General features: G+C 43.0%; 10 protein-coding genes and 1 riboswitch. Of the genes, 9 read left to right on the top strand and 1 reads right to left on the bottom strand.

The features are described 5' to 3' along the window. The first annotated feature begins 1 nt into the window (after nt 1). The 8 genes from F887_RS00690 (at nt 2) to recJ (ending at nt 9,755) form a co-directional block, all read left to right on the top strand. Entirely contained in the window at nt 2–1,960 is a 1,959-nt protein-coding gene (locus F887_RS00690; protein WP_005297542.1) for a 2-oxo acid dehydrogenase subunit E2, read from the top strand. A 137-nt stretch (nt 1,961–2,097) separates the two neighbouring features. Further along, a complete protein-coding gene (locus F887_RS00695) occupies nt 2,098–2,385 on the top strand; it encodes a hypothetical protein (protein WP_005297541.1) in 288 nt (95 codons plus the stop codon). Between the two features lie 34 nt (nt 2,386–2,419). Then, a riboswitch (yybP-ykoY riboswitch) is annotated at nt 2,420–2,560 on the top strand. A gap of 84 nt (nt 2,561–2,644) precedes the next feature. Beyond that, nucleotides 2,645–3,220 carry a TMEM165/GDT1 family protein gene (locus F887_RS00700; protein WP_005297540.1) on the top strand — a complete coding sequence of 192 codons (576 nt, stop codon included), beginning with the start codon at nt 2,645–2,647 and terminating at the stop codon, nt 3,218–3,220. A 165-nt stretch (nt 3,221–3,385) separates the two neighbouring features. Continuing rightward, nucleotides 3,386–4,192, top strand: a complete 807-nt coding sequence (locus F887_RS00705) for an oxygen-binding di-iron domain-containing protein (protein WP_005297539.1) — start codon at nt 3,386–3,388, stop codon at nt 4,190–4,192. A 267-nt stretch (nt 4,193–4,459) separates the two neighbouring features. Next, entirely contained in the window at nt 4,460–5,926 is a 1,467-nt protein-coding gene (gene guaB / locus F887_RS00710) for an IMP dehydrogenase (RefSeq protein ID WP_005147644.1), read from the top strand. 127 nt (nt 5,927–6,053) lie between these two features. Next, on the top strand, nt 6,054–7,391 hold the full coding sequence (glmM, locus tag F887_RS00715; RefSeq protein WP_005297538.1) for a phosphoglucosamine mutase: 1,338 nt from the start codon (nt 6,054–6,056) through the stop codon (nt 7,389–7,391). Between the two features lie 12 nt (nt 7,392–7,403). Next, nucleotides 7,404–8,054 carry a pyridoxamine 5'-phosphate oxidase gene (pdxH, locus tag F887_RS00720; RefSeq protein ID WP_005297537.1) on the top strand — a complete coding sequence of 217 codons (651 nt, stop codon included), beginning with the start codon at nt 7,404–7,406 and terminating at the stop codon, nt 8,052–8,054. Beyond that, a complete protein-coding gene (gene recJ / locus F887_RS00725) occupies nt 8,055–9,755 on the top strand; it encodes a single-stranded-DNA-specific exonuclease RecJ (protein WP_005297536.1) in 1,701 nt (566 codons plus the stop codon). Between the two features lie 43 nt (nt 9,756–9,798). On the opposite strand, the gene F887_RS00730 is transcribed toward recJ, so the two are convergent. After that, nucleotides 9,799–10,605: a putative porin gene (locus tag F887_RS00730; RefSeq protein WP_005297535.1), complete on the bottom strand. Its 807-nt coding sequence runs from the start codon at nt 10,603–10,605 to the stop codon at nt 9,799–9,801. A 409-nt stretch (nt 10,606–11,014) separates the two neighbouring features. Between F887_RS00730 and prfB the strand changes: the two genes are divergently transcribed. Further along, a protein-coding gene (gene prfB / locus F887_RS00735; RefSeq protein ID WP_096089470.1) for a peptide chain release factor 2 occupies nt 11,015–12,110 on the top strand; the annotation gives its coding sequence in 2 pieces (ribosomal slippage) (nt 11,015–11,086 and nt 11,088–12,110; 1,095 coding nt in all). The last annotated feature ends 17 nt before the right edge of the window (nt 12,111–12,127 follow it).

Below are 12,127 nucleotides of genomic sequence, written 5' to 3'. Positions count from 1 at the left end.
TATGCAAATCCAAGCACCTGATATTGGCGTAGATAAAGCACTTGTTGCAGAAATCTTGGTCAAAGTAGGCGACCATGTTGCAGTTGACGATAGTCTTCTGGTTTTAGAATCAGATAAGGCAACGGTAGAAGTACCAAGCACTGCGGCAGGTATTGTGAAAAGTATTCTGGTTCAACAAGGCGATGAAGTCACTGAAGGCGTCGCATTGATTGAGTTAGAGTCTGAGTCTGCTGCTGAAGCACCTGTGAACGAAGCACCGAAGTCAGAAGCGCCAAAAGCAGAAGCGAAACCTGTCGAGGCTGAAACAAAAGCACAACCCGCTGCAGCAGCGACAGCAAGCCAGGTTGTGGATGTAAAAGTTCCAGATATTGGTGTAGAAAAAGCGTTGGTTGCAGAAGTGCTGGTCAAAGTCGGTGATCAGATTGAACCTGAACAAAGTATTGTTGTGGTTGAGTCGGACAAAGCGACTGTAGAAGTACCAAGCTCGGTAGCGGGGATTGTGGAAGCGATCCAGATTAAAGAAGGCGACAGCATCAAAGAAGGTGTGGTACTGATTCAGGTCAAGACTGCGAGTGCTGCAACGTCATCTGAACCGCAAGCAGCCCCAACTCAAACAGAAGCGCCAGTCGCAACGACAGTAGCACCAGCTGCAAGCAATACCTCAACAGGTAATGTCGAAATTGAAGTGCCTGATCTGGGTGTAGAAAAAGCACTTGTTTCAGAAATTCTGGTCAATGTCGGTGATCGTGTTGAAGCTCAACAAAGCTTATGTGTGGTTGAGTCGGATAAGGCCTCTGTTGAAGTGCCAAGCTCGGTAGCGGGGATTGTGAAAGCGATTCATGTTTCTGCCAATCAAGAAGTTCGTCAAGGCGTGGCTTTGGCAACGATTGAGGTGAGTGGTCAGGCTGCTGCTCCAGCAGCACCAAAAACTCAACCAGCCGCTGCGCCTGCTACGCAAGCAGCACCAGCAAAACCACAGGCAGCAACGACAGCAGCACCAAGTGCGCCAGCGCAAGCTGAGAAGCTGACCAAAGCGCAAGAAGCAGAAAATGCCAAGGTTTATGCAGGCCCAGCTGTACGTAAATTAGCACGTGAGTTGGGTGTTGTGCTTGGACAGGTGAAAGCATCTGGCGAGCATAATCGTGTCATTAAGGAAGATGTATTTGCTTATGTGAAAACACGCCTTACTGCACCACAGGCAGCAGCTAGCTCTCAAGCAGCTCCAGTGGCTTCAGGCTTGCCGAAGTTGCCAGACTTTAGCGCATTTGGTGGTGGTGAAGCGAAAGCGATGACACGTTTGCAACAGGTTTCTGTTCCGCAATTGTCATTGAATAATTTCATTCCTCAAGTAACACAGTTTGACTTGGCGGATATTACTGAGCTCGAAGCGTGGCGTGGTGAGTTGAAAGATGGCTTTAAAAAGCAAGGTCTTAGCTTAACCATTTTGGCCTTTATTGCCAAAGCCGTTGCACACCTGCTAAAAGAAGAGCCTTATTTTGCTGGGCATTTGGCGGATGACCAAAAGTCAGTGTTATTGCGTAATGAGATTCATATGGGGATTGCAGTCGCAACGCCAGATGGATTAACCGTTCCTGTATTGCGTAATCCAGACCAGAAATCAATTAAGCAAATTGCAGCTGAATTGGCTGAACTTAGCCAAAAAGCACGTGATCGCAAGTTGTCACCGAAAGACTTGCAAGGTGCTAACTTTACCATTACCAGCCTAGGCAGTATTGGTGGAACCGCATTTACACCATTGGTGAACTGGCCACAAGTTGCGATTTTAGGTATTTCACCTGCAACCATGCAACCCGTATGGAATGGCAAAGATTTTGATCCGCGTCTGATGTTGCCATTGTCATTGTCTTATGACCATCGTGTCATTAATGGTGCAGATGCCGCACGCTTTACCAATAAGTTGACCAAGTTGCTTAAAGATATTCGTAGCTTATTACTCTAATTATGATTTGAATTTAGAAAACCTCGCTTAAGCGGGGTTTTCTATTTTTAGCATGATAAAAATAGGGCTTTATTTGAGCATGGTTTTGCCTAAAATAAATTTGTATTGATAACGATTTTTTGAATCAAGGAGCAAGGATGTTAGTGATTTATCGGGTGATGCTACCCATATTACTCATCGTTTTTGTGCTGATGGGATTGTGGGTGAGCTTCCTGCATTTCCCTTGGGACTGGGTCATGTATGCTGTAATGGGCATCGAAGTGCTGGTAGCGACAGTGGTCATGGCAATGGAATATCAGGCACAACATGTTGGTGGTGCAAGTGGTTGGGGCAGTTTTGGTTTTCTTGGCTTAAGTGCTTATTTGGCTTTTTTTCTGGGGCTTGCACGTATATTGATTTGGAGTTACCAAAAATTTTGGGCATAACGATTTAAAATCGTTTTATTGTTTGATAGAATGAAATCACTTCATTGGGGAGTAGCCGCTCTTTACGCAAAGTAAAGAGGTGATGATCAACATAATTGCTCAACAGAGCATGGTCATCATAGCAAAGAACCAAGAGCAGCTGTTTAGCTGAGCTTTTGTTGGCAAGACCTTTGATTTACCACTCTGCATCAATCTATTTGATTTTGGCTAGCAGGAGGGGTAGGTCATCGGTATATTTTGCTAGCCAGAGCATTCAACTATGTATGAATTTCTCATCTCCACATCGATTGTTGCCCTTGCTGAAATGGGTGACAAAACACAATTGCTCGCATTATTACTCGCTGCACGTTTTCGTAAACCGATTCCGATTCTTATTGCCATTCTATTAGCTACGACTATTAATCATGGTATTTCCGCTGTCTTAGGGCAATGGATTACCACCGTACTCAGTCCTGAAATCTTGTTATGGATTCTTGCACTTGGTTTTATTGGGATGGCGATTTGGATGCTGATTCCAGATGAATTGGGTGACGAAACCGAAAATATCAATAAATGGCAAAAATTTGGGGTGTTTGGTGCAACGTTCATCCTGTTTTTCTTGGCTGAAATTGGTGATAAAACTCAAATTGCAACCGTGGCCTTGGCAGCACGATTTGACAGTGTTTTCTGGGTCATGTTAGGCACCACGTTCGGAATGATGCTTGCTAATGCACCTGCAGTGTTTATTGGTGATAAGCTGGCGGATAAGTTACCGATTTCCTTGATTCATAAGATTGGGGCTGCGATTTTCTTGGTCGTTGGGGTCTCTGCTTTGGTGCAACACTATTTCTTTTAGTCTGCTGACATTTTAAATCTATGCGAACCCATCCCAATGTGATGGGTTTTTTTTCTTATAAATTATGATAAAAGTCCAATATCTGATTGAAATGCGAACTAAATCCCATTATTTTATTATGGAATTAAAAATATTTAATATTTAAAGAATTTTTCTGGGGAAATTATGAGTTTTGAGCGGACAACATCACAAATTTTGTTTGATAATGGCACACATAAATGCATTAGTTTTACCAGTTTGGTTAAAGGAGACGGCATTCAGGCCAATCAATTTTTAATTATTGATCATGATCGGGCGGCTGTTTTAGATCCGGGTGGAGATCTGACCTATGTGCCTCTCACCATGGAGCTTAATCGCTATACCAAACTGAAAAATCTGGATTATGTGATGGCTTCGCATCAAGACCCAGACATTATTACCTCGATGCCACGTTGGTTGGTCTATACCGATGCCAAAGTGGTGGCATCAAAACTATGGGCACGTTTCTTGCCACATTTGAATTCTGCCTTTATGAGTGATCGCATGAAAGGCAACTGGGAAGAGCGTCTGATCGAGCTTGCAGATACGGGACAAATCATTGCTTTGGGTGAATCTGCCATCGTTGCAGTTCCCGCCCACTTTCTGCATTCGGTGGGCAATTTCCAGTTTTATGATCCAACCGCAAAAATTCTGTTTTCTGGTGATATGGGGGCTTCAATTGTAGAAGATGCCAGTTTGCCGATTACTGACTTTGACGCGCATATTAAAAAAATGAAAGGCTTCCATCAGCGTTATATGTGCTCCAATAAAGTCATTCGTTTGTGGGTGAATATGGTACGGCAAATGGATTTGGACATGATTGTGCCGCAACATGGCACAGCATTTATAGGCAAGGACATGATCCATCAATTTTTAGACTGGATCGAAACCTTGGAATGTGGTGTGGACTTAATGAATGAATATGTCTTTAGCTTGCCCACTGAAATGAGTTAAGTTGTGATCAGTGAAATGTAACGCTTTATGGCGTGGTGGGGCAGAGAGGTTGCTGTTCCATCCGTGAGTTTTGGTTTTTTGAATTGTAGGTTATTGAATATAGTATGAATAACAAATGATTGTGAGAGTTGTATTTCACGAATCAGTACTCAAAATGATGGAATAGAAAGCCACTGAAGTGCCGATTAAAATTATTTTCATCATAGAAAATGAAATCACATCGAAATTTGTTTATAATAGCTCACGGAAATTACCAGTGAGATTGTTATGCTGACCATCGTTCAAGAAGCGCTAACCTTCGATGATGTCTTATTACTTCCTGCCTACTCAACTGTTCTCCCAAAAGATGTCTCCTTAAAGACACGTTTAACTCGCGGAATTCAACTTAATATCCCTCTCGTTTCTGCTGCAATGGATACAGTGACTGAATCACGTATGGCGATTGCGATGGCGCAAAATGGCGGTATTGGTATTTTGCATAAAAACATGGATATTGCAGCGCAAGCCGCTGAAGTTCGCCGTGTGAAAAAATTTGAAGCAGGTATGGTGAAAGACCCAATTACGGTTGGTCCTGAAACGACAGTACGTGAGCTGATTGCGATTACCCAAGCGAATAATATTAGCGGTGTGCCTGTTGTAAAAGATGGCAAAGTGGTGGGTATTGTCACAGGTCGTGACACACGCTTTGAAACCAATCTTGAACAGCCTGTAAGTAACATCATGACAGGCCAAGATCGTCTCGTGACTGTTCGTGAAGGCGAATCGAAGGAAAATATCCAAGCATTGCTACAAAAGCATCGTATTGAAAAAGTTTTGGTCGTTGGTGAAAACAATGAGCTGAAAGGCTTAATTACCGTAACTGACTTCCGTAAAGCTGAAAGCTACCCAAACAGTTGTAAAGATGATTTGGGTCGTTTACGTGTTGGTGCTGCGGTTGGTACAGGTGCTGAAACCCCAAGCCGTGTAGAAGCTTTGGTTGATGCAGGCGTAGATGCGATTGTCGTAGATACTGCCCATGGTCACTCAGCGGGTGTTATTGAACGTGTACGTTGGGTAAAAGCAAACTACCCACAAGTTCAAGTCATTGGTGGAAATATCGCAACAGGTGATGCAGCATTGGCATTGCTTGATGCAGGTGCAGATGCGGTGAAAGTTGGTATCGGCCCAGGTTCAATCTGTACGACACGTATTGTGGCAGGTATCGGTATGCCACAGATTTCTGCAATTGATAGCGTTGCCAACGCACTGAAAGATCAAATTCCTTTGATTGCAGATGGTGGTATTCGTTTCTCTGGTGACATGGCGAAAGCGATTGGTGCAGGTGCGAGTACGATTATGGTAGGTTCACTGCTTGCCGGGACTGAAGAAGCGCCAGGTGAAGTTGAATTCTTCCAAGGTCGCTACTACAAAGCGTATCGTGGTATGGGGTCATTGGGTGCAATGGCAGGCGTATCTGGTTCTGCAGACCGTTACTTCCAAGACGCTAAAGCGGGTGCGGAAAAGTTAGTTCCAGAAGGTATTGAAGGCCGTGTTCCATACAAAGGACCAATGGGGAATATCGTACATCAAATGATGGGTGGCTTACGTTCATCAATGGGTTATACGGGTTCATCTGTCATTGAAGATCTTCGTCAAAATGCGAAATTTGTGAAAATTACTTCAGCAGGCATGTCAGAATCACATGTTCATGACGTGACGATTACCAAGGAAGCGCCAAACTATCGAGTTGGTTGATTTTTGGTAATTTTGCTGATCGAAAAACCGTCAGGACACTGACGGTTTTTTTTGTTTTGGTGTAAAGTGAATACGATGAAGAAAGATATGGTTAGAAACCATATAAAGATAAGAAAGTGAGTAGAAGATGAGCTATTTTGGTACTGATGGAATTCGCGGCAAATTTGGACAAATGCCAATTACTCCCGAGTTTGCATTAAAATTGGGTTTCGCGGCAGGAAAAGTATTAAAGAGAAATAGCCCTAAAAATAAACCGATTGTAGTACTGGGGAAAGATACACGTTTGTCGGGTTATATTTTAGAAGCGGCATTGCAAGCAGGTTTGAATGCTGCGGGCGTTTATGTCCATTTATTGGGACCATTACCAACCCCTGCGATTGCACACTTAACCCGTGCACTGCATGCACACGCGGGAATCGTCATTTCGGCTTCACATAATCCGTATTTTGATAATGGGATTAAGTTTTTCTCGAGTGAAGGCAAAAAACTTCCAGATGTAATCCAAGAGCAGATCAATCAAGAGCTAGAGAAAGATCTTGTCATTGATGACACAGCAAATCTGGGCAAAAGTGTACGTGTAAAAGATGCCAACGGGCGTTATATCGAATTTTGTAAATCGACTTTCCCATATCATTTTGACTTGCGTAATTTAAAAATTGTGGTGGATTGTGCTAACGGAGCAGCCTATAGCGTTGGGCCATCGGTTTTCCGTGAGTTGGGTGCCAAAGTCATTCCATTATTTAATGAGCCAGATGGTTTAAACATTAATGAAAACTGTGGTTCAACCCATCCTGAGCAATTGCAAAAAGCAGTGATTGAACATAAAGCCGATCTTGGTATTGCTTTTGATGGTGATGCTGACCGTGTGGTGATGGTGGATAAAAATGGTCAGTTGATTGATGGTGACCATATCCTATATATCCTTGCAACACAGGCTAAAAATAAGCCAGTGGGTGTTGTTGGCACAGTAATGAGTAATATGGCACTCGAGCTGGCATTAGAAAAAGCCAATGTGGCTTTTGTACGTGCGAGTGTGGGTGACCGTTATGTATTACAAGCACTTGAAGAAAATGCTTGGATGACAGGTGGTGAGCCTTCAGGTCATATTCTCACATTGGATAAGAGCACCACAGGCGATGCCATCATTGCTGCCTTACAAGTACTTACGGTGATGGTGGAACAAGCGAAAGCGTTACATGAATTGGTGGAAGGTTTTGTGTTATTCCCTCAAGTGCTGGTGAATGTACGCTTACAACACATGATTGACCCATATTCGATTCCAGCTTTGGTGGCTGAGTTTGAAAAAGCGGAACAACAACTGAAAGGTCGTGGACGTTTGTTGATTCGTAAATCAGGGACAGAACCTGTGATTCGTGTCATGGTTGAAGGTGATCAACAGCAAGAAGTTGAAGCATTGGCGAACCATTTGGCCGATGCGGTACGAGCTCACGCCCAAGCTGCTTAAGGGAGAGCGATCATGAGTGATGTGATTAAGGACCTGAGTGAACTGCGCTTGAGTTACGAGCAAGGTGAATTGCACGAAGCGCAAATCAGTGCGCAGCCACATGTACAGTTTCTCAATTGGTTTAACCATGCATTGGCCGCGAATCTACATGAGCCTTATGCCATGTCTCTAGCGACAGCAAATACGCAAGGCCGTCCACATGTGCGTACGGTGTTGTTACGAGGTGCGACCGAAGCAGGTTATGACTTTTATACCAATTATGACAGTCAGAAAGGCTTGGATCTTGCTGAAAATCCTTATGCAGAATTGTTATTTTACTGGCCAAGTCTGGAACGTCAGGTACGTATTGGTGGTCGGGTGATAAAGATTTCTGAACAAGAGTCGACGGATTATTACCATAAACGTCCACGTGATAGTCAGATCGCTGCGCATATCAGTACCCCACAAAGTGGTGTGATTGAGAGCCGTGAGTTATTGCAACAACGTTTTCAAACATTGCAGAGTCAAGCCCAGAATGAACTGGATAAGCCTGAATTTTGGGGCGGTTATCGCCTCGAAGCAGATTATTATGAGTTCTGGCAAGGGCGACCAAATCGCCTACATGACCGTTTAAGTTATGAAAAACAGAACGGACTTTGGACTATACAACGTTTGATGCCATAAATGACCCAGATTCAAATTCAAAAAAGACCTTTGCTGACACGCCCTGAACAGTTTCAGGGCGTGCCTATGTTTATCGCTGAAATTTTGGCAAGACGTGGTGTTCAATCCGAACAAGAGTTGCAACTCAAGCTCAAGCATTTACTCTCTCCCGCGTTAAAAGGGTTGGAACAAGCGGTTGCCTTAATGGATCAAGCCATTGATCAACAACAGCAGATCGTCATTGTCGGAGACTATGATGCTGATGGTGCAACAAGTACTGCTTTGATGGTTCTTGCGTTGAAAGATATGGGGGCCAAAGTTGAGTATCTGGTACCTGATCGTTTTAAGTATGGCTATGGACTCACTCCTGCAATTGCAGAGCTGGCACAGCAAAGTTATCAGCCCGATCTTTTGATCACCGTGGATAATGGTATTTCTAGCCATGCGGGTGTAGAAACGGCACAGGCATTGGGAATGCAGGTGATCATTACGGATCACCACCTCACGACTAAACCGACACCTTGTGCTGAAGCTGTGGTTAATCCGAATCAGCTGGGCTGTGAATTTTCCAGTAAAGCATTGGCAGGAGTAGGCGTTGCTTTTTATGTATTGGCGAAATTGGCTAGTGCTCGCAGTCAGCAAGGTAAAAGCAGCAGCAAAGTTACCCAGTATCTAGATTTGGTGGCTTTGGGGACTTATGCCGATGTGGCAAGTTTGGATTACAACAATCGGATTTTGATTGATGCAGGTTTAAAGCGTATTCAGCAGCATCAATGTCGTGCTGGTATCTTGGCTTTGCTGGATATTGCAGGGCGAGATGCCGCCAGTTTACGTGCGCAGGATTTAGGCTTTGTCGTGGGCCCTCGAATTAATGCGGCAGGTCGTATGGAAAGCATGCGGATCGGAATTGAATGCTTGCTGGCAGCTGATATGGCAACAGCTTATCCAATTGCACAACAGTTGAATCAGCTGAATAATGAACGCCGTCAGGTTGAAACTGAAATGAAGCAACAGGCTATGCAAGCCTTGCAACATATTCAATTAGAAACCTCACATTTGCCTGCTGCGCTGGTGATGTTTGATGAACAATGGCATCAAGGTGTGATTGGGATTGTGGCTGGACGTTTAAAGGAACAGTTTCATCGACCAAGTCTTGTCTTTGCTCCAGATGAAGATGGGATCCATATCAAAGGTTCGGCACGTTCGATTGAGGGGATTCATATCCGAGATACCATTGAGCAGGTGGCGGAGCAATATCCACATTTGGTCAGTCATTTTGGTGGACATGCGGCTGCGGCAGGTTTAACCCTAAGAAAAGAAAATTTTGATGAATTCAAAACTATTTTTACCCAATCTGTTGCTGAAATGGATGATGATTTATTTCACGCTACCTTGTGGACGGATGGTGAATTGACTGATTCAGATCTGCATTTGGGTACATTGGACTGGATTGAGCAATTGGGTCCGTGGGGGCAGAAATTTCCCTTACCGCAGTTTGAAGGACGTTTCAAAGTGATCGATTATCGTTGGCTCAAAGAGCAACATTTAAAACTCAAAGTGGCGGCTGGGGCACATTCTATTGATGCGATTGCATTTAATGCGATGGATCGTTTTGAATTTAATCCAATGCTAGGTTATGTGGATTTAGTCTATACCTTGGAACGTAATGTTTTTAATGGTAACACCAGTCTGCAATTGCAAATTGCTTATTTAAAACAATAAAAAATCCGCTCTGATGAGCGGATTTTTTATTGCTGATTAGCAATTAGAAACGGTATGCGCCACGAAGACCGAAAGAAGTGTAGTCATTATCTACATATGATTTGTCGTTACCAAAACCGACACGACCTTCTAAGCTCACTTGTTGATTGAAGAATTTCTTCGCAGAAATACCCCATTCGTTCGAGTTGATAATCGTGTTGTCATACTTAAGTTTTTGATAATCGACACCAACACTTAAAGTTTTGTCGATGAAGTAATCGCCTTTTAACTTCACTTCTTTGTTGTCACCAAAAGCACTATATGCTTCTAGGTTAACATCATTTTGACCAACTTTAGTTACATACTTCGCACGAAGTGTTGGGCTAGTTTCACGGTCACCGTCTTTAACATCGACAGTTTTCGCACCCGCTGCTACCAATAAACCTGGTGCTGGTAAGTAACCAACTTCACCTGCATAGTGATTAATTTTCACTTTGTTATCGAGATATTTTGAATTTGGTTTGATTTCTTCACGGCCAATATTACCGCTTAAATAGAAATCACTGTTTGGAACAAAGTATTCGATACCCGCGCCATATTGGTTATTTTTAATCGCATCATCTTCTTCATGAGCGTACTGTGCTTTTACATTGCTTGCACGATCAAGGAACGCTGCTTCTGCAAGAGGTGCATTACGTGTTTGTACTGGGTTGAAGTAATATTTGCCGTCTACGCTGAAACGATCACTGTCACCAAAACGATCTTGGTCTTTATAGGTATAAGAACCACCTACCTCAGCTTGATAAGCATGAGCAGTGCCTGTCACTGCGATAGCAGATAAAAGTGCTGATGCAATTGCTAATTTTTTCATGGTTGTTTCCTCATTAAGATTTAAACCAAGTGTTAAACACTGATACATGTTTTGTTACAACTTGAGTCTAGAGCAATTTTCGCGAGCGTCAATCTTGATAAAGTAATCGAACTGTACGAATGTAATGGACTTGTAATTTTGACATTTTATGTATCTGATATATATAAACAAAAAATCATTGTTTTGATTTATTAAAACTTAGGATGAATTATGTGTTTTAGTGTTTTTAGTCTAATTTTCACACAGTGGGCCTGAGCAAACAGGGGCAAAGAAACATTGAAGAGATAATAAAAAGTAATGAGAAATGCAAATTTAACAAACAAAAGGATTCAAAATGACAGAGCTGTGTCGACCAAAACAGTTATGTTAAAATAAGCAATTAAGTGAAAAACTGTGTGAGAAAAGACGCGTGGAAATTAATCCGTATTTAATTCAATTGAAAGATTTATCTGATCGTAGCCAAACACTACGGGGGTATCTTTGACTACGATCTAAAAGCTGAGCGTTTAGAAGAAGTTTTAAGAGAATTAGAAGATCCTGCGATTTGGAATGATCAGAGCCGTGCTCAGGCCATCGCAAAAGAAAAGGGCAGTTTAGAAAACACACTAGGCGTATTTGATCGTCTTGCTGAACAGTTAGATGATGCAAAAGCAATGCTTGACCTCGCAGTTGAAGCGGATGATGAAAGTTTATTGTTGGATGTACAAGCAGAATTAGATAGTGCTGAACAGGCATTGGGCAATCTTGAATTCCGTCGTATGTTCAGTAATCCGATGGATCCAAACCCTTGCTTCCTTGAGATCCAATCAGGCTCAGGGGGTACAGAAGCACAGGATTGGGCATCGATGTTATTGCGTATGTATCTACGTTGGATCGAACGTCATGGCTTTAAAGCTGAATTGATGGAAGTGTCAGATGGTGACGTGGCAGGTATTAAATCTGCCACCATCCGTGTTGATGGCGAGTTTGCGTATGGTTGGTTACGTACTGAAAGTGGCGTACACCGTTTAGTACGTAAATCGCCATTTGACAGTAATAACAACCGTCATACGTCGTTCTCAGCAGTGTTTATTTCACCTGAGATTGATGACAATATCGAAATCGATATCAATCCATCAGATGTTCGTACCGACACCTACCGTGCTTCGGGTGCAGGTGGTCAGCACATTAACAAAACCGATTCTGCGGTACGTTTAACGCATGCACCAACAGGCATTGTCGTGGCATGTCAGAACCAGCGTTCGCAACATGCCAACCGTGACCATGCGTGGAAGCAATTACGTGCCAAACTCTATGAGTTAGAGATGAGCAAGCGTAATGAAGCAGCGCAGGCCTTGGAAGACTCGAAATCAGATATCGGTTGGGGAAGTCAGATTCGCTCGTATGTTTTAGATGATTCACGCATTAAAGACTTGCGTACTGGTGTGGAAAATTCCAACACCAAAGCAGTTTTGGATGGTGACTTGGATAAATTTATCGAAGCAAGTTTGAAACAAGGTTTATAAGTTTTAATCCAATTAAA

This window comes from Acinetobacter sp. NIPH 2100 (assembly GCF_000369805.1).
Taxonomy (GTDB): domain Bacteria; phylum Pseudomonadota; class Gammaproteobacteria; order Pseudomonadales; family Moraxellaceae; genus Acinetobacter.
The sequence above is the reverse complement of the archived record's forward strand: the minus strand, read 5'-3'. Positions and strand labels throughout refer to the sequence as shown.